We start from the raw sequence: 19,613 nt of genomic DNA on the forward strand, positions 1-19,613 counted from the left end.
GCAAATCTGCTATTGCTTCCCATCCGCCGATTCTATCTGAAACACGCTCAATGATTGTTTCAGAGATTCCGAAAGTTCCTCCAGACGGTTGGATAAGCGTACGAGCTCTTCACTTACCTTATACTGCTCGGATGACATGGAGGCCACTTCCTCGGTGGAAGCGTTCGTCTGCTGAACGACCGAGCTGACGCTCGTAATAAAATCACGCAACGCGTTTTGGGAAACCATCAATTCCTTTACGGAAGCCGAAGAAGCCTGAATTTCCCCGGTAAAGCTCTCCATCTCCCGGCTAACATTTTGGAATATCTCGGAGGCTTCCCTTACTGAGGCAAGCTGCTCATCGAACATCGGCGTTACGCTCAGCAGGACGTTGACCGTATCTTCGATCGCAGCCTGGATTTCCTCGGTCATGGCCGATACATTCTGGATCGAGTCATTCGATTGGGCCGACAATTTGCGGATTTCCTCCGCAATTACCATAAAGCCCTTACCCGCATTTCCGGCACGTGAAGCCTCAATCGAAGCATTCAACGACAGAATGTTCGTCTGCTTCGTCATTTCAATCATCGGTGCCAAAATACTCCGGATCGAATAAGTGCTTCTGCTCAGTTTGCCGGAGTTTTCTTCAATCATAGCGGTCATTCGGGATACCGCTTCCGTCTTGTCTACCAATTGCTCCATATAATCCCGGCCCTGGCGACTCACCTCGATGACACGCCCTGCCGACTCATCCATGGCGTCATTCAAATCGGCCACCCGGTTCATTCTAACGCCTATTTCTTCCGCCAAATCCGTGCCCTTGTCCGCCTCTTCGGCCAAGCTCGACGCACCCTGTGCGATTTCGCCCGTAGCAGCGGCAATCTCGCCTGCCGTTTGGGATGTATCCCGCGAGGCCTTGGTTAAGTTTTCAGCGGTAACCAGCAATTCTTGAGTGGACCCGTTGGTCCGGTCGACCAGCAACGAGATTTGCCCCAGCATGTTATTGAAGCTCTGTCCAAGGCGCCCGATCTCATCCCTGCTCTTAAAATTCGTACGAACTTTCAGATTCCCGCGCTCGCCTTCCTCCATCAATCGGGACAACTTCTGCAACGGCTTGCCTACCATTCTGTACAAATAGTAGCCGATGGCCGAGGCAACTAGAATCGCGAAGAGCAGAACAAACAAAGTAACATAAATCAACCTATCAGCCGCACTCAAAAAGTCGCTTTCGGGCGCATAACCTATCAGCCGCCAATTCACGGTTTGCAGCTGTCTGTATACAACAAGCTGCTTAACTCCTTTTTCATCGGCAGTGGTAAAGGAAGCATCACCGCTTTTCAGCTGATCTTCAGTCAAGCCAATGAACGATTTGGATTCAATTAACTCTTTATCCGCCGAATGGACAATAACATTGTCCGGCGTAATAACGCGAACCTCTCCGGATTTACCGATTTTCAAATTCGATAACGTATTTAATATTGCCTTGTCTTTTATTTCGATCAACAGGATGAACTCGGCCTCCGGGCGCTTCAAATTTTGCAGTACCCGCCCCATCGTGATCGTAGGTTCATTAAAACTTTCAAAGAAGCCTTTCTTTAAACCGGGAATCCATACGGGCTTTCCGGCGGCATCGACCATTGTTTGAATTCTGGACGCGACACCCTCATTCTCCTTCTGAATCCCGCTGGCTCCAGAAGATGCATAGACGGTGGAAAGGTCCTTGCTCATGAGCCGGACTCCAAGCAGTCGTTCATCCGAGCCTTTCATCGCATCCAATTTATTCTTTATTCTTGTTTCCGCATCCGTCTTTTTGATAATTCCGACATCCGGCGTAGTTACCGTCTCCAAATCAGCCTTTACGATCTGATCTACAGCCAATTGCCGGGACATTGCCTCATACTCCGAGAACAGAAAATCCAGCTTATCCGCCGCTTGTTCGATAGCCTGCGAAGAAGTGGAACCCACTTGCCCGCGTATAATTTCTTTGGACATCATATAAGAGCTTATTCCGAGAACCGCCGACAGAGTTACAACCGTAACGAAAAGAATCATAAACAATTTCGTGCCAACAGACTTGAAATGAAATGGGTTCCTAAGCTTCATCTTCTGTCTCCCCCTTTATACGGACAAGCTTATGTACTGAAAAGGGTATAGTTCCCAGAAGACTTCTGAGGCTATACCCTTGGTAAACCTATGCTATCCTTTGCTCGCGCCGGAAGTTAATCCATCCACAAGCAAACGCTGCATAAACATAAACAGAATCGTAATTGGAACAGCAATCAGGACGGCACCCGCCGCGAACACGGTAAAGTTGGAATTCTGCTGAGAAGCCACCATGTCCCACATACCGACCGCAATCGTCCAGTTCTCCTTGGAGCGTAGGATGAGTCTCGCAAATATAAAGTCTACCCATGGTCCGACAAACTGGAGCAATGCCAAGTAAGTCAAAATTGGTCTCGACAGAGGCAAAATAATGGATGTGAAAATCCGGAAATTGCTCGCTCCGTCAATCCGGGCCGCTTCATCCAGTGACCTTGGAATCGTATCGAAGAATCCCTTAGCTATAAGCGTTAATCCAAGAGGAGCACCTGCTGCGTACACCATGATTAAGGCGATATGTCTATCAAGAAGGTTTATTTCCTTTAGCAACAAGAAGATAGCAATCATACTCATGAAGCCCGGGAACATCCCGAGAACCAACATAACGGAAAGGGCGTTTTGACGGCCGCGGAACCGGAAACGGGACAACGCATAACTGGTGAGCAAAGTCAGGAGCACCCCGAGCAGCATGGAAAAGATCGCAACTTTCAGCGTATTCATATACCATTGCGGAAAAAGGATGACCCGGGAATTAAACAATTCCCCGTAATGCGCCAATGTAAAGGATTCAGGAATCATCGATTTACTGTACAAGGACTTGCCCGGACGGAATGAACCGAGTACGATCCACAGCGCGGGATAGATCGAACAAATTGCCAGAATAATCAGCAATATATAACTGCCCGTTAAACGAAAGACATTTTTTGTTTTGCGTTTGCTCATTGGATCATATCCTCCTCTTTAAATGACTTGGTTCTGCGATAGTTGTAGATCGAGAACGAGGCGATGATCACGAAAATAATAATACCTACGGCCGAAGCCATATTGTACTTGTTCTGACTCAGCGTCAGTTTGTATAGCCAGGTTACGAGCAAATCCGTAGCCCCCGCATACTGATAATCCCCTTTAACCGGGTCGCCGCCCGTCAACAGGAAGATCATATTGAAGTTATTGATATTACCCGCAAATTGGGTAATCAGTGTCGGAGCGGTAGTAAACAGAATCATCGGCAAGGTTACAATTTTAAACTTCTGGAACCCGCTGGCCCCATCCACTTCGGCCGCTTCGTACATGTCTTTCGGAATTGTGGTCAATACCCCCATGATCAACAGCATGGATACCGGAATACCAACCCACATATTTACGAGAATTACGGTAGCTTTGGCCCAAACTTCATGGGTCAGCCACGGCACGCGCCCCAGTCCAAAGTATTCAAGATACTGGTTGATCGGCCCGAATTCGCCGTTAAACATATTTCTCATCACAAGCAGCGATATAAGCTGCGGAATTGCGTAAGGAATAATCAGAATCGTTCTCCAAAGCCCTTTGAACCGGATCCCCTTCTGATTGATTAGCAAAGCTACCAACATGCCACCGAAATAAGTGGTCACTGTGGACAAAATAGCCCAGATGATCGTCCAAGTTAGTACCCCGTAAAAGGTTTGGCTCCATGATTTAAGAGCAAGCAAATTTTTGAAGGTACCAAAACCGACCCAATCGACCAGCATCGCCGGAGGAACATGTTTTGGAGCGGAATAGTTAGTGAATGCGATCATTACCATAAAGATAATCGGCAGTACCGTAAAGAATAGGATACCAATCGTTGGAATGCTCAACAGAGCAACCGGAAACTTATAATCAAGGACATAACGAACGGTTTGCAAAAAGGTATGCGGTGATTTGCCGCTATCGCGATCATCGCCCACACGTCTGGCATCCCGAATATTTTGAATATAAACAAAAATAAATACCAGTAAGAAAATCAGGGTGATCAAACTTTGGACCATAATAAAGATCGAGTGGTCCCCTTCCATCCATTTCCCTTTAACCAGGGTTCTAGGAACATCCCCTAAGGTGACGATCCCCCAGAGCGCCCTACCCAAATTCCCAATTAAATAATAGACTCCAAACGCTTCAAAAAGTAAAAAGAGCAGTCCTTTAAGGTATTGCTTATTATATATCTGTCCTAGGCCCATGCTCAGTATCGACAGTATCGTTGCTTTGTTCCGATGTCGGTCCATGTCCTTCTCCTCTCCCTTGGGAAATCAAGGAATTACCCGCCGCTGTAGGCGGCGGGTGATAAATCCCACTCGGGTGACGGGAAATTATTCCGCTGCTACCCCGTTGTTCAAATCCGTAATTTGTTTCATTGCTTTTTCCATTGCTGTTTTTGGATCCGCATTATTGTTCCAGATTTCCGGCAAAGCAGCGTTTACTGGAGACCAAACGTTAGACATTTCCGGAATGGACGGCATTGGCTCGGAGTTCTTAGCTTGCTCAGCAAATCCTGCAATGAATGGATCGTTCTTGATTTGATCCGATTCCAACGCTTCCAGGTTAGTAGGAATGGAACCGACTTTTTCATTCAGAATCAATTGCGATTCTTTGCTGGATGCGAACTCAGCATACAATTTTGCGGCATTCGGATATTTCGTGAACGAGCTGACTACATAAATCTTCATACCGGAGAAGCTGATTGCCGTTTTACCTGCAACCGTTGGGATCGGAGCAATACCCAGATTGTCGCCCAGTGCTTCTTTGTATCCGGCGAGTTCCCAAGGACCGTTGATGTCCATAGCTACGTCACCAGTATTGAACAAACCGCGTTTGATGTCCGGGTTGATGTCGCCGCTGTTGATCGGAAGAATTTCTTTTAGACTTTGGTATACTTTCAGACCTTCGATAGCGCCTTCGTTAGCAAGCCCGATATCGTCCTTGTTCGTTCCGTTGTCGCCGAACAGGTAACCGCCTGTGCTGGCAATAAACGGATAGTTGAAGTACATGTTGCCTGTTTCCCACATGATTGCGTATTTCTTCTTGGCTTTATCAGTGAACGTTTTACCGAACGCGATAACGTCCTCAAAGGATTTAGGCGGTTCTGGAACGAGCGATTTGTTATAGTACAAAGCATAAGTTTCAGCCGCTCTTGGATAGCCGTACAGCGTACCGTCATAAGTAGAAGCTACGATCGAAGATTCTGTATTATTCTTCGTAGTCGCTTCGCCGAATACGTCGTTTGCCAAAATCAAACCGGATTGAGCTGCGTTACCAAGATGGTCATGCGGAATCATCATAACGTCTGCGCCCAGACCCGAAGGTCCGTCCGTCGTCATTTTGCCGACTTGGTCAGGAACCGCTACTTCTTCGATTTTTATCTTTACGCCATATTTCTCTTCAAATTGCTTGGCTACTTCTTCAGTAAAGGCAACTTCTTCTCTACTTTCCCAAACGAGAAGCTCTGCCCCTTCTTCAGGCTTGATCTCTTCCGTCGTTGCTTCATTGCTGCCGGTATTCTGATTCTCTGCTGCCGTGTTGGACGGCGCAGGCGTGTTCGCTGCGTTGTTGGTTTTGTTGCCGTTGCCTCCGCATGCTGTAATGGATGCAGCCAGTGACAGCGTAGCGAGTAAAACTAATGTTCTCTTGAATTTCATAAAGCTAACCCCTCCCAAATTTTATACAAAGCAAGAGTTACAGAATTTTGCGCAAACGATTTCAGAGATGAATGATAAATTCCTAGTTTTTTTTGTTTCTTCAGGGAATTGTTCATCTTTCCCGAATAGAAAGCGCTTTATAACTGAAATAATCATACAACATAGCAAGGGCATTGTAAAAACGTTTGCACATATCGTTTTTGGGTATAATCGCTTTATTTTATTCATAATGCTCCCAAATGCTCTTGTTTTCGCAAAATAGCTTATTTTTATCGTCTTATTTTTAAGCTCTATTCCTCCTAGTTCGGCCTGCTATCAAGGCTTTCGGCGGAAACCGGATTCTATTCGCGAAAAGAAAAATCCTCCTATTCTTTCAGTCTTGTGCAACGGTTTGAACAATGCTATAATCCTGAACCATAAACGGTTCCATCCGCTATGGATCCCGTCTTTGTTCCCAATGCACAATTTGAAGGCACTGTTATCTTCAAGGTACATCCTCGGCTACTATTCTTGCCGCGGTGTGCCTTTTTTATTATGAACCAACCAGGATAGGGTACCGTTAAACGGTTACTATATCTTAAGGGCAACCCTCGTGCCGTGCATCGCATCGACAGCTCCGCCAGATGGAATTAACTTAATACAGACCAAGGAGGAAATGAATCATGCAGCTTGAAGCGGTCTATCACCGTCCGAAACTGAACTGGTCCTACGCCTATGATCTTGAAACGGTCCATCTTCGCCTGCGCGCAAAAAGGGATGACTTGACCGAGGTTTTTGCTTTGGCCGGCGACAAATACATATGGGATCAAAGCAAAGAATTGATCCCCATGTCCAAACTTACTTCGGACGACCTGTTCGATTACTGGGAATGCGCCGTCAAACCGAAGTACCGCAGATTAAAATATGGTTTTCTGCTAAAGTCGGGGGATGAGGAAATCTGGATGACGGAGAATGACTTCTCCAAGGAACGTCCTCCGGTCCCGGACCGGTTGTTCGAATACCCGTTCATCAATCCCGCCGACGTGTTTACCGTACCGGCTTGGGTCAAGGATACGATTTTTTATCAAATATTCCCCGAACGGTTTGCTAACGGGAATCCGGACAATGATCCTGAAGGCGTGCTCCCTTGGGGCGGCAAACCGGAGAGAGAGAATTTCTTCGGCGGAGACTTGCAAGGGGTCATCGATCATCTTGATCATCTTAGCGAGCTTGGCATCACAGGGATCTATTTCACTCCCGTTTTCGAGGCAACGACAAACCACAAATACGATACTGCCGATTACATGAAGATCGATCCGCATTTCGGCGATATTGAAACGGTGAAGAAGCTTGTGAAAGCTTGTCATGACCGCGGCATCCGCGTTCTGTTCGACGCAGTGTTCAACCATTCCGGCAAAACGTTTGCCCCGTTCGTCGATGTGATGGAAAAGGGCGAAAAATCCCAATATAAAGACTGGTTCTCCGTCCGCCAATATCCGCTTGAGGTTAAGGATGGCGTTCCGACATACGATACGTTCTCCTTCGAGCCGCTCATGCCAAAGCTGAACACGGACAACCCTGAAGTCAAACAATACCTGCTGAAAGTCGCTGAGTTTTGGATAAAAGAGGTTGGCATCGACGGCTGGAGACTGGATGTCGCCGACGAAGTCGACCATCAGTTCTGGCGGGATTTCCGCAAAACGGTCAAGGCCGCTAACCCCGATGCTTATATTCTCGGAGAGATTTGGCATGAATCCTCCCCTTGGCTGCAGGGCGACCAATTCGACGCGGTCATGAATTATCCGTTTACGGATGCGGTGCTGGACTATGTAGTGCGCGGAACTTTGGATGCCAAAGGCTTTGCCAACGCCATCGGCAGACAGTTGTCCCGCTACCCGCAGCAAGCCAGCGAGGTGGCTTTTAACCTGCTGGATAGCCATGATACGCCGCGCCTTCTGACGCTCTGCAAGGGCGATAAAAACAAGATGAAACTCGCCGCCCTGTTTCAATTCACTTACGGCGGCACGCCGTGCATTTACTATGGCGATGAGATCGGCCTCGATGGTGAGCAGGATCCCGACTGCCGTAAATGCATGGAATGGGACCCGGAGAAACAGGACCATGATCTGTTTGCGTTCTACCGCAAGCTGATCGCAGTCCGTAAGGACCTTGCCGCGCTAAGATCCGGTTCCATCCATTTCCTGATTGCCGAACAAGGCGGCAGCAAGCTGGCTTATGAACGTCGGCTGGGCAAGGAGTCGGTACTCGTGCTGCTCAACAACTACGATGCGGCGCAAACCTTGGAAGTGCCGGCCAAAGGTCTAATCTGGCGGGATGCCATGAACGGCAGCACCCATGAGACTTCGGACGGCAAACTGGCCGTGAAGCTTCCGGCATATGGATATGCGGTATTGACGCAAGCATAGCAACTTGCCAAAACATGAAATGGCGGTGCGGGGAACATCTCCCCGGCACCGCCATTTTTTTATACGGAACTAACTTTCATTTTTTACAATCCCGCTTTCTCCATAAAGAGAATAAGCACGGCAGCTACTTGCTCACGAGTCGAGGTTGCGGCAGGTTCAAATTTATTCTGCCCCATTCCGTTCATAATACCAAGCGCTTTTGCCGCTTTAATGCTGTCTACGGCGTAAGCGGATGCCTTGCCTAGGTCGGAGAATGCTTCCTCTGCCCCAGCAGCCTCATTCGCCGATTGCCCGGTCACCTGAGCATACGCCTTCATCAGCAAGGTCGCCATCTGCTCTCTGGTAATCGTCTGGCTCGGACGGAAGGTTCCATCCTCATAACCGGATACGATGCCCAGCTCGCTCAATGCCGCGACATAACCGGCATAGTAGCTGTTCTCGGCTACATCGCTCATACCGGAAGAAAGCCCTGCCACATCAAGCCCCATGGCCCGACCGAGGAATGCGGCAAATTCACCGCGGGTGACCTCGCCCTTCGGATTAAACCGCTCTGCATCGACACCGGATGCAATATGTTTTGCAGCCAGAATCTCGATATAATTTTTGGCCCAGCCGCCCGTCACATCACTGAACGTTTTGTTGTACTCCATAACGATATATTGGGCAAACCGGTCTGTCGAGAAGGTGATGCGGTTACCATCCCACTTACCGCCTACGTAAACAACAGATCCGTCTTCATTGACCGCATAGACTCCTGCCTTGTTCTTGTCCCCAATTCCTTTCAAGGCGGTCTCATCAAGGGTCAGCGTCACTTTTACTTTGGCAGCCAACTGGATTGCGCTGGCTTTCTTGCCTGCATCTACGCTTGAGAAGTTAAAGTTATAAGTCCCCCCAACCGGGCGGTAAGCCCCACCTACAGTAGGGGTGCTGCCTGCTTCTTTACTGAATACAACCGTTCCATCTTTCTGAATCGCTGTAGCCGGAATACTTCCTGCTGGGAACTCAACCGTGACATCAGGGAATACGAGTTGAAGAGCAGCCTTTTGTTCCAAGGCCTTCCCAACGGCACTTCCCGGAATCACGAGCTCCGCCGCTTCTCCCGCAGCTACTCCGGAAATTTGAATAGTTACTGGTTTATTACCGTTCGTGGCTGCCGCAATGGCTTTCTCCAGATCAGCCGCACTCACTTCGGCAACCTTGCGTCCGTTCTCACCGGCTTTAGCCGTTACATTCACGTACTCGGATACTGCCGGCGTTGGGTTGCCGGCGCCTGGGGCTGAGGATCCTGATCCGGAACCAGGATTCGATGATCCCGGAGGAGTTACCGTACTCGAAGCCGCAGCCAATACGATCGTTCCTCCGTCCAGACTGGACGGCAGCGTTAATGTCACTTTGCTGTCACTATCGGCCTGCACCGTTTGATTGCTGTACTGATCGACCCATTTCGTATTTTTATAGCCAGGTACAGTAAATGTGATTTGTTGTGCAGTAGTCTTTGTGTTTATACCTACAACTACGCTCTTGCCTTGATATGTCCGTGTAAATACATCATATCCGACCTGGTCGGAGCCGCCGATTTGCACACGGGTTCCCTTGGAGAAAATCTTCGAATAGTTGTCGCGAATACGCAGCATTTTCTTATAGTGTTCGTAAATATGGCTGTACGTCGGATCGTTCAACCCTTCCCAGTTGAAATCGTACCGGTTTTCGCTAAACTGGCCATTTTCCATATTCCCGGCATTCATGCCGGACTGCCCTACTTCTTCGCCATAATAGATAACAGGTTGGCCCTTGGCCGTAATTTGCAAGGAAGCTGCGATTTTATGCTGCGCCTGCAAATTCCTCAATACTTCTGCGTCCAGAGTTCCGTCCTTGAATTTTTGGCGATCGGCTTCTGACAGCAAACTTACCATGAACCCGTTCTCGTCATGGCTGCTCAGGAACTGGCCGAGCATGGCTGTATTGTCGATCTTACCGTTGCGGTCCTGAAGCTTCCGTTCGACGGACTCGATTTGTCCTTTGACGAAATCGGTGGCAATTCCTTTAAAGCCGAAATCGAGCTCGGAATCCATCGTACCCGTACGCAGAAAACCGCCATCGTTATCCACGCTTGCCCCAAAGTTCTCCCCGATCATTTTGAAGGCAGGATTGATTTCGGTCATCCGGTTCTTAAATGCCATCCAGGTCGTGTTCTCCACATGCTTGATCGTATCGACACGGAAGTAATCGATCGTGTTGCCGCTGGCCGTCTTGGACTTCTCAATCCAGTCGGACTGCCATTTGATAATTTGTTCGCGTACGGCAGGATCTTCCGTTTTGAAGTCGGGAAGACTGGCTACTCTGTTCTTGATAACGGGATCTTCATCGCTATCCCGCAGCATTCCGGCGAACACCTCGCGTTCAGTCTCCGTAGGAAGGTTGCTTAAACCGCTCCAATTTGGACTCAACTGATCCATGCCGTAGCCGGTATGGTTCAATACCACGTCAACCATGACTTTAATGCCTTGGGCATGAGCCGCATCCAACAGATTTTGAAAATCTTTCAAGTCTCCAAGATGCTCATCAATTTCAGTAAAGTCTTTAGCCCAGTAGCCGTGGTAAGCATACTGGTTGCTGTTGAAATCTACGCCCTTGTTAAAGTCGATGTTATCAACAATCGGCGTAATCCAGATCGTATTGATACCGAGATCCTTCAGATATCCAATTTTCTCGGTAACGCCCTTGAAATCTCCGCCGTGATAAGTCTCCGCATGGCTGAGGTCGTAATTCTCCCCGTTTGGATCGTCATTGGCGGTATCTCCGTTCAAGAAGCGGTCCGTAAGCATGAAATAGATCCGGGCTTCATCCCAGTCAAAATCGTCTTTTCCGACCGTCTGCCGCGGTTTGACGGTAACCTGGGCATTCTCTGTATGTTTATTGCCGTATACATCGACAACGGTAACTGGGATTTGTTTCAAACCAGTGGTTACCGAGTGTTTGACTGCAATGCTTATAGATTTAAGTTCCTTATCGATTACTGTAATCGCATTTCCGCCCAATACAGTCAAGTCCGCGGAAATGCTGCTAATCTCATCGTCGGCTATTTGTGATAATGAAAGGTTAAGAACCGCATTTTCATTGTAAGAAATCCTCTCCGGTACTGTTGTAGTCTGAATGTCCGGGTGGATTACTTTGTAAACGATACGCGATTTTCCGTCGATCGTATTTTTCGGATCTGTAATCTCGTTCTCAGTACCATCCAGCATTTTGACAACGTAGGTGTACTCGAATGTACCCTCTGTTAACTGATCAAGAGTGTAAGTAAACCGCTCATCTTCGGCATTATAGTCCATTTTGTAAAGTTGGCCGTCGATTTTCAGATGAACGCTCACAATTTGATCCATGGCATTATTCTCATATAAAGCCTGGTCACGGTAAGTAAACGTCGCCTTACCATTCTCCAGAACCGGTGCGGCAGTTCCCGGAAGAATCCGGAACGGGCCTTGGCCTGCCGTGACAATAACCTTGGTTAAAGCTTCAGACCCCGTATAAATCTCACGGTCATAATCCTGATCGATTTTCTCAACCGTGCTCCAATCGCCTGCTACTCCGCCTTTACGCATTTTAAAGCCGATCTTCTCCACGCTGGAGCCGATTGGAATTATAGCTGTAGCCTTATTGCCGTCAAACTTCGTGAATTTGTTCTCTCCGTCCGATTTCACCGTATACCATGTCCAGATATTCCACTTTTTCAATTCCGATGGATCCGTTTCATCAGAAATGTAGGTGAATTGGATAGACCGGGAACTCGGCTTAATGGCTTCAAAATCCGGCTTTTCGTAATATACCGTCGGTATATCTTCAACAAGCCATACTTCAACCTCCGTTTTTCCTTCCGGAACGGCGATTTTTAATTTAGGACCCTCCGCGGCCCAATCATTTCCCGGCTTGCTTAAGCGAGTAATCACATTAACCGATGATTGCGTGTATTTGTAAGTCCCTTTGGCAATGCCGTTTTCGTTGCTGGTGAACTTATTACCGGTTCCATTCGAACCGTCCGGCCAGAGCCAGAGGTTCCAATCATTCGCTGTGCCATCATAGCGGTAATAGTTAATGGTGAACGAGTTCATTTTCTCAACAATTTGAATAGTCTTGGTGGTTTCCAAGCCATTATAAGAGGCTTTGACTTCTACGCTTCCTTTGGCTGCGTTAGGAGCGACAGTCAGCAAACCGGCATCCGAGATTGTAAAGCCGGTAGGAGGAGTCACTAAATCCCATTTAGGTTGCTGCGTAACCGGGGCTTCCTTACCTGTCTGATATTCTTCAGCCTTCAGTTGCAGGGAGCCTCCGATCTCCACTTCTTCGCCTGAATTAATTACTAGTCCCGGGACGATGGCCAGGGAATTCCCGCCTGCACTAAGCGGATTTAACGTATCGATGAAATCGCCGGCCCAGCTACCCAAATTCGGAATGAATTTGTATTGGTAAGCCCCTGGAGCAAGGTCTAGAGTCACACTAAAAACTCCGTTTTTCAACTCCATAGGTATGGCTTCGTTCTGGTTCCAGCCGTTCAAGCTGCCAACCAAGAAGACGGAGGACAAATTACCTTGGGCTACGTTGAAGGTGATCTTTCCATCGCTTATAACCGGACTTTGCAGCGCCTTATCCGTGATTCGTATCGTTTTCGTGACTTTCCACTGATCGTAAGCGATATCAAGCTCAATATTACCTTGATCCGCATCAGCGGCCACACTTATTTCATTGGTATTATCGTTAAACTCAACGCCCTTTAAGCCCGTTTTTAAGGTAACAACCGCTGGGACGGTGTCCCCTTGGTTGCCTGTGTAATAAACAGCGTCGATAACTGAGGATTTATTAAGCAATATTTCTGAAGGTACTTTGACCGCTAACCCCGGAACAGAGAGGCCAGGGTTGTTACCCTTTTTAACGAGATTCCATGGATCTCCGATCCATTCCCCGTTCGGGTCCTCAGAGGGATACCATGCCATTCCATACTCGTACCAACCGGCAGGAATATCAAGGGTTCCGGACCACAAGTTCTCAGAATCTTTGCTTAGGTCCGTGTTATTCCAACCGTTAAACTCACCCTTAACAATTACCTTGTTCTCTTGCCCTTTCCCTTCATAATTAAACGTCACATCCGCTCCGGTTGCAGTCCTATTCGCGATGACCGGACTGGCTATAACGGTGCTGGAGCTGCCCTCGACCGGTTCCTCCGCTCTCGCTTGAGTAAGGAAGCTGCCGAACGAACCGACAACCAATACAAAAATGAGCAGGCGGGAAATCCAGCCTTTCCATGACTTATGCATTTTGTTAAGACCTCCTAAGTAGTATTCACTGACTTACATCATAAGAATTACTGAAATAAACGACTTGTGGCAGGCGTGTATGTATCCTCCTTTCAACCCATAAATTGCGCAAACGTTTGAATAAAATTTAATACTTTTCTGTTATGTCTAAGGAGTACATTAAGCGTGGAAAGCGCTTTTATGTTTCTAATCATATTATATTAAGCGCTTCCAAATGTTAAAACGTTTGCACAGTTGATTTTTAGAGGATTTTATCCCTATTCCTTCTGTTTCCTTATTCATTCTCTTTCAATCTTCGAATTACTAATTATTTAATTAATAAAGTAAAAATCTCACAGTCATGCCCATCTCTAGGGGAAAATGCTCATAATATGACACCTATTCCCCGCTTTCTCTATTTACTTTCCGATATGTTTCGATTAATATTACAATGTAAAGCAAACGGTTCCACAGAGGAGGTTTTTTATGGCTGTTACCATAAAAGATGTTGCCAAAAAGGCCGGAGTATCACCCTCTACCGTGTCCCGGGTGCTGTCCAATCATCCAAGAATTAGCGCCGAAACTTCGAGAAAAGTAAAGGACATTATGGATCAGCTTGGATACCATCCGAATATCATGGCTAAGAGCCTGGTATCCAAAACAACCAACAGTATTTGCATCATGTTGCCGAAGTCTGCCGAGGAATTGTTCTCCAACTTCTTCTTCATGGAATTGATCCGCGGGATTGTCACGCAAGCGAGCCGTTTGGGCTACGACGTGCTGATTAGCTCGGGAGCCAATGAGAAGGAAGAAATTGAAGGCGTATCCAGACTGATTAACGGTCGCCGGGTAGATGGAGTGATTTTACTTTATTCGAGAAAAGACGACCCTGTTATCGATTTCCTGCATGAGAACGGTCACCATTTCGTTCTGATCGGACGAAGCGAGCAATATCCCGATATTTTATCGGTGGATAACGACAACGTCCAGGCATCCTATGATGCCACGAAGCATTTGATCTCGCTCGGACATGAACGGATTGGGTTCGTCAGCGGACCTCCAGACCTGGTCGTTTCCAAGGACCGGCTTAAGGGGTATCTGGATGCGTTGCATGATTCGGGACTGGAAATGCGCCCTGAATGGATTGTTGAAGGGGAATTCTTGCAGGACAGCGGCTATCGGGCTATGTCCTTCTTCATGAATTTACCGAATCGTCCTACGGGGATCGTCCTAATCGACGACGTTGTATCTTTCGGCGTGTTGCGTGGCCTGCATGAGCTCAAGTACAAAGTCCCCGAAGATTTATGCTTGGTCAGTTTCAACAATATTCCCTTGTCTGAATTGTCGACACCACCGCTCAGCAGCATAGATATCGGAATTTACAATTTGGGATACACCGCTTCCCAGGTTCTGATCCAGTCGATCCAGAACAACAACGACAAGAGCTATCAGAAGCGGCAGATCATTCCACATCGTTTGATGGTTCGTGAATCTTCCATGTATTCGATATCGAAAAAATAAGGCACGGGACACAAAAAATAATCGAAGCGACGGCTTCTTTTATTTTTTGCAATTTGTTCAAACGTTTGCGCTATAGGAGGAGGAGAGGTTATGACCTCAATTAAAGCATGTTTATTCGATCTGGACGGTGTGCTTGTCGATACCGCCAAATATCACTATCTTGCCTGGAAACGCTTGGCCGACGAATTGGGCTTTGAGTTTACCGAGCAGGACAACGAACGATTAAAGGGTGTCAGCCGAATGGCTTCGCTCGATATTTTGCTTAGCGTCGGCGGAGTCGAACTGGATGAAGCGGCCAAGCTGGAGCTCGCCGAGCGCAAGAACAATTGGTATTTCGATATGATCTCCAAAATGGATGATTCCGAAATTCTGCCGGGAGCGCTTGAATTTCTGAAGGATTGCCGGGAGAATGGCTTAAAAGTCGCCCTGGGTTCAGCCAGCAAAAATGCCATGACTATTTTGAACAACACCGGGCTCACGCCATATTTCGACGCCATTATCGACGGGACCCGGACTACCAGCGCCAAGCCCGATCCCGAAGTATTTACGCTGGGGGCTACTGAACTGGGCGTCTCCCCGGATGAATGCGTCGTCTTCGAAGACGCGGAAGCCGGTATCGAAGCGGCTCAGCGGGCCGGGATGCGCAGCGTTGGCATCGGATCGCCATGCACGCTCGGCAAAGCCAATCTCGTCATCGCATCACTTGGAGATATTACGGTCGATCGGCTGTTGAGTATTGCCGCCGTCTAGAACTGCCATTCTTTTTTTATAACCCTATTCATATAAACAAAACACTTGATAACTTAAAGAAGGAGCCGGTAAATCGTGAGACAATATTTAAAACTGGATGAGTGGTCCATTATTGAGGAGTCCTTTGACCCAACTACGCATGAAATTTCCGAGAGCATCTTCAGCATCGGTAACGGATTCATGGGGCAACGGGCAAACTTTGAGGAGCAATACAGCGGAAAGTCCCTCCAAGGCAGCTACATGGCGGGCGTATATTATCCCGATAAAACGCGGGTCGGCTGGTGGAAAAACGGGTATCCCGAATATTTTGCGAAAGTGTTGAACAGCACCAACTGGATCGGTATCAACGTGCTCATCAACGGCGAGTCGCTGGACCTTGCCAAATGCGAGGTTAAAGACTTCGTACGCGAGTTGAACATGAAAGAAGGCTACTTGTCCCGCCGTTTCGTAGCAGTGATGGAGAGCGGCAAAGAAGTTCGTGTGGAATCGATCCGCTTCGTTAGCATGAAACGTCAGGAAATCGGAGCGATTCGCTATTCGATTACCCCGCTTAATTTCTCCGGAAGTATCCGGATTGTGCCTTATTTGGACGGAGACGTTCAGAACAAGGATTCCAACTATGACGAGAAATTCTGGCTCGAAGTGGAAAAGGCAGTGGCTCCGGATCTCTCTTACCTGACTTTGAAAACGAAAAAGCTGGATTTCCATGTTACGTCGGTCATGGCTTTTGATGTTTACAAGAACGGACAAAAGCTGGAGTTTGAAGCCTCCGTATCCGAGCGCGAAAAATTCGTTTCCGCGGAAGCCGCTTTTGAAGTTGAACAAGATGCAACACTGACTGTATACAAATATGTCGCCAACGTGACTTCCCGCAATCACGGATTAGGCCAGCTTGTGGAAGTGGGCAAAAACCTCTTGCTTGAAGCACATGCGGCCGGATTCGATACCCTGCGTCAGGAACAAGCCGATGCCTGGGCTGATAAGTGGAAAGGCAGCGACATCATTATTGAAGGTGACGTCTCGGCTCAGCAAGGGATCCGCTTTAATATTTTCCAATTGAATCAAACGTACACCGGGGAAGACGATCGTCTGAACATCGGACCGAAGGGCTTTACAGGGGAAAAATACGGCGGCAGCACCTACTGGGATACCGAGGCTTACTGCGTACCGTTCTATCTGAGTACTGCGGATTCGAACATTTCCCGCAACTTGCTGATCTATCGCTACAAGCACTTGGAGAAGGCAAAGGAAAACGCCAAGAAGCTCGGCTTCACTAAAGGCGCGCTCTACCCGATGGTTACCATGAACGGCGAAGAGTGCCATAACGAATGGGAGATCACGTTTGAAGAGATTCACCGGAACGGCGCGATCGCTTACGCAATCTACAACTATGTGAATTACACCGGAGATAAATCCTATCTGAGTCAGTACGGCTTGGAAGTGCTCGCGGAAATTTCCCGGTTCTGGGAAGAACGCGTCAACTTCTCCAACACCAAAGGAAAATACGTAATGCTCGGCGTTACCGGTCCAAACGAATACGAGAACAACGTCAACAACAACTGGTATACAAACCGGATTGCTTGCTGGACGATGGAGTATACGCTGGAAGTGCTCGATTATTTGAAAAAGAACGAGAACGCCCGCTATCTCGAGCTGATCGACAAGTTGAAGCTGACGAACGAAGAAACCGCCAAGTGGCAGCATATCATCGACAATATGTACTATCCGGTCGACGAAGAGCGCGGAGTTTTCCTGCAACAAGACGGCTTCCTCGACAAGGAACTGGTTCCGGTCAAAGACCTGGCTCCGGAAAACCTGCCGATCAACCAGAACTGGTCCTGGGACCGGATCCTGCGTTCCTGCTACATTAAGCAAGCGGACGTGTTGCAAGGCCTGTTCTTCCTGAGCGACAGATACGATCTCGAAACGAAAAAACGGAACTTCGATTTCTATGAACCGTTGACCGTTCACGAGTCCTCCCTGTCCCCTTGCGTGCACTCCATTATGGCCTGCGAGCTCGGCTATCAGGACAAAGCGTACGAAATGTACCTGCGCACTGCGCGTCTGGATCTGGACAACTACAATAACGATACTGAAGACGGCTGCCACACCACAAGTATGGCAGGAACCTGGATGGCTGTTATCCAAGGGTTCGCCGGACTCCGCGTTAAGAACGACGAGCTGGTGCTCCAGCCGTTCATTCCTTCGCACTGGAAGTCCTTCTCGTTCAACGTAATGTTCCGCGGCGCTACGTTGAAGGTCAACGTCGGCGAAGACGTCATCACCGTGACGAACGAGACCGATACACCGGCCGCGATCCGGATCTATGACCGCAGCTATACGGTCAGCGCACACGGAGAAATCCAGGCGCAAAGATCTTCCGTTACGATCTAAGTTATAGTATGAATACAAAAAGGCAGGCCCTGCGATATTATGCAGGGCCTGCTTTTTTCATGGCTACTTAGTCAACATGTTCAGAACAAATTGCGCCGCGTCGGCACTTATTGCCGCTTGATCCGGAGCAAACAGGCTCCTTACAAGGCTTATGCCGCGATATCGCCTACCAGGTTCTTGATCCACTTACGCGACCGGATTCGGGCCAAGCCGATGCCGAGCCGGACAACCTCCTCTAAGGACAGCACAAGATACACCAGGTAAACCGGTTGTTTGAAGACAAACGACAGGAGCAGCCCGGACGGAACCCCGATCAGCCACGTTGCCGCCGATTCCATCGCAAATACGAATTTGCTGTCCCCGCCGCTGTTCAAAATGCCCCCGGCCATAATCATGTTTCCGACCTTGACCCATAAGAAAGCGGCAAATACCCAAACCAGGTAAATTCCCAAGCGGTGGGCTTCCCCCGAAATATTAAAGAAGGATACATACCAAGGGGAAGCTGCCGCAATCACCAGGCCGACGGCAAGGGAAACGGATATTCCCAATGCAATGAACCGTTTGGCGTACTGCATGGCCGTCTCTTCTTCCCCGGCTCCGAGCTTGTTGCCGACCATGACTCCGCCCGCGCTGGCCAATCCCGAGAGCAATCCGATACAGATGCCCTGCAGCGGAAAGGTAATCGTCATCGCCGTCATCTCGGAGGTTCCCATCCGGCTGTAGATCATGGCATAAGCCGTCTCGCCCATGACCCAGATGAATTCGGTCAGGATGATGGGATAAGTTGTTTGAATGAACTTTTTCAGGAGCGGTCTTGGAATTACGAACAGGTTGCCGAAATCGACCGAACCCGGAAGCCTGAACTTATAGACAGCTCCAATAATTAATATGCACTCCACAATTCTGGCAATTAACGTTGCGATAGCCGATCCTTTTAACCCCAATTCCGGAAAACCCCAATTCCCGAAGATCAGCAAATAATTCAGTAGAATATTCAGAACTACCGTGAACAAGCTGACGAACATCGGCAATTTAACATGCGTCGTGCTTCTTAGAATGGCGGAATACATCATCGTAAGCATCGTCGGCACATAACTTAGCGAGATGAGCTGCAGATAAATGTACCCCTCTCCCAAGATCCGCTCATCCGTCGTAAACAAGGACAAACAAAGCTGGGGCTGAAAGAAGACGAGCAGTGTGAATAGAAACGATAATGCAAACCCGGCCATGAGGCCGATACCGAGCAATTGAGAGATGCTTTTGCGGTCCTGTTTTCCCCAGAACTGGGCCGCGTAAATCGACACGCCGGCAGAAAGACCGGCGAGCACTACGGAAATGACTCCGTATATTTTCGTTGCCATTCCGACGGAAGCGATGGCCACATCGCCCAGCTGTCCCACCATCAACTGATCCGTGAGCGTGAGCAAAGACATAATCAGGCTTTGAAACGTTACCGGAAGCGCAATTTTATATACGTTCTTATAAAAATCTCTTTTTAACTCATCGCTCATTTAACCTGATCCCCC

10 protein-coding genes are annotated in these 19,613 nt (G+C 48.3%); 4 read left to right on the forward strand and 6 right to left on the reverse strand.

All coding sequences use genetic code 11. The annotated features are described in order from the left end of the window. Nucleotides 1-9 precede the first annotated feature (9 nt). From NYE70_RS24360 to NYE70_RS24375, 4 genes are all read right to left on the reverse strand, one after another. Nucleotides 10-2,082, reverse strand: a complete 2,073-nt coding sequence (locus NYE70_RS24360; protein WP_290407594.1) for a methyl-accepting chemotaxis protein — start codon at nucleotides 2,080-2,082, stop codon at nucleotides 10-12. A gap of 93 nt (nucleotides 2,083-2,175) precedes the next feature. Further along, the gene (locus NYE70_RS24365; RefSeq protein ID WP_290407595.1) at nucleotides 2,176-3,021 is read right to left on the reverse strand and encodes a sugar ABC transporter permease; all 846 of its coding nucleotides are present in this window, start codon (nucleotides 3,019-3,021) and stop codon (nucleotides 2,176-2,178) included. Next, a complete protein-coding gene (locus NYE70_RS24370) occupies nucleotides 3,018-4,319 on the reverse strand; it encodes a carbohydrate ABC transporter permease (protein ID WP_290407596.1) in 1,302 nt (433 codons plus the stop codon). Before NYE70_RS24370 ends, NYE70_RS24365 begins: the two co-directional genes overlap by 4 nt. Before the next feature lie 84 nt (nucleotides 4,320-4,403). Further along, nucleotides 4,404-5,729 carry a sugar ABC transporter substrate-binding protein gene (locus NYE70_RS24375; RefSeq protein WP_290407597.1) on the reverse strand — a complete coding sequence of 442 codons (1,326 nt, stop codon included), beginning with the start codon at nucleotides 5,727-5,729 and terminating at the stop codon, nucleotides 4,404-4,406. A gap of 662 nt (nucleotides 5,730-6,391) precedes the next feature. Here NYE70_RS24375 and NYE70_RS24380 point away from each other — a divergent pair. Continuing rightward, nucleotides 6,392-8,134: an alpha-glycosidase gene (locus NYE70_RS24380; RefSeq protein ID WP_341048674.1), complete on the forward strand. Its 1,743-nt coding sequence runs from the start codon at nucleotides 6,392-6,394 to the stop codon at nucleotides 8,132-8,134. 83 nt (nucleotides 8,135-8,217) lie between these two features. On the opposite strand, the gene NYE70_RS24385 is transcribed toward NYE70_RS24380, so the two are convergent. Next, a complete protein-coding gene (locus NYE70_RS24385; RefSeq protein WP_341048676.1) occupies nucleotides 8,218-13,443 on the reverse strand; it encodes an alpha-amylase family glycosyl hydrolase in 5,226 nt (1,741 codons plus the stop codon). Between the two features lie 465 nt (nucleotides 13,444-13,908). Here NYE70_RS24385 and NYE70_RS24390 point away from each other — a divergent pair, with 465 nt between their 5' ends. From NYE70_RS24390 to NYE70_RS24400, 3 genes are all read left to right on the forward strand, one after another. Beyond that, nucleotides 13,909-14,943, forward strand: coding sequence for a LacI family DNA-binding transcriptional regulator (locus NYE70_RS24390; protein WP_213654478.1), 1,035 nt, complete (start codon nucleotides 13,909-13,911; stop codon nucleotides 14,941-14,943). Between the two features lie 90 nt (nucleotides 14,944-15,033). Further along, nucleotides 15,034-15,693: a beta-phosphoglucomutase gene (gene pgmB, locus NYE70_RS24395; protein WP_211022283.1), complete on the forward strand. Its 660-nt coding sequence runs from the start codon at nucleotides 15,034-15,036 to the stop codon at nucleotides 15,691-15,693. Between the two features lie 75 nt (nucleotides 15,694-15,768). Next, complete coding sequence (locus NYE70_RS24400) at nucleotides 15,769-18,087, forward strand: glycoside hydrolase family 65 protein (protein WP_341048677.1); 2,319 nt, start codon at nucleotides 15,769-15,771, stop codon at nucleotides 18,085-18,087. 149 nt (nucleotides 18,088-18,236) lie between these two features. On the opposite strand, the gene NYE70_RS24405 is transcribed toward NYE70_RS24400, so the two are convergent. Then, nucleotides 18,237-19,598, reverse strand: coding sequence for an MATE family efflux transporter (locus NYE70_RS24405; RefSeq protein ID WP_211022285.1), 1,362 nt, complete (start codon nucleotides 19,596-19,598; stop codon nucleotides 18,237-18,239). Nucleotides 19,599-19,613: the final 15 nt, after the last annotated feature.

This window comes from Paenibacillus sp. FSL R5-0407 (assembly GCF_038009185.1).
GTDB classification, from domain to species: Bacteria; Bacillota; Bacilli; order Paenibacillales; family Paenibacillaceae; genus Fontibacillus; species Fontibacillus vini.

What these genes read in the sequence shown, in the direction of transcription:
- pgmB (WP_211022283.1), top strand. Translation starts at nt 15,034, where the DNA reads ATGACCTCAATTAAAGCATGTTTATTCGATCTGGACGGTGTGCTTGTC.
- NYE70_RS24385 (WP_341048676.1), bottom strand. Translation starts at nt 13,443, where the DNA reads ATGCATAAGTCATGGAAAGGCTGGATTTCCCGCCTGCTCATTTTTGTA.
- NYE70_RS24365 (WP_290407595.1), bottom strand. Translation starts at nt 3,021, where the DNA reads ATGAGCAAACGCAAAACAAAAAATGTCTTTCGTTTAACGGGCAGTTAT.
- NYE70_RS24370 (WP_290407596.1), bottom strand. Translation starts at nt 4,319, where the DNA reads ATGGACCGACATCGGAACAAAGCAACGATACTGTCGATACTGAGCATG.
- NYE70_RS24405 (WP_211022285.1), bottom strand. Translation starts at nt 19,598, where the DNA reads ATGAGCGATGAGTTAAAAAGAGATTTTTATAAGAACGTATATAAAATT.
- NYE70_RS24380 (WP_341048674.1), top strand. Translation starts at nt 6,392, where the DNA reads ATGCAGCTTGAAGCGGTCTATCACCGTCCGAAACTGAACTGGTCCTAC.
- NYE70_RS24360 (WP_290407594.1), bottom strand. Translation starts at nt 2,082, where the DNA reads ATGAAGCTTAGGAACCCATTTCATTTCAAGTCTGTTGGCACGAAATTG.
- NYE70_RS24390 (WP_213654478.1), top strand. Translation starts at nt 13,909, where the DNA reads ATGGCTGTTACCATAAAAGATGTTGCCAAAAAGGCCGGAGTATCACCC.
- NYE70_RS24375 (WP_290407597.1), bottom strand. Translation starts at nt 5,729, where the DNA reads ATGAAATTCAAGAGAACATTAGTTTTACTCGCTACGCTGTCACTGGCT.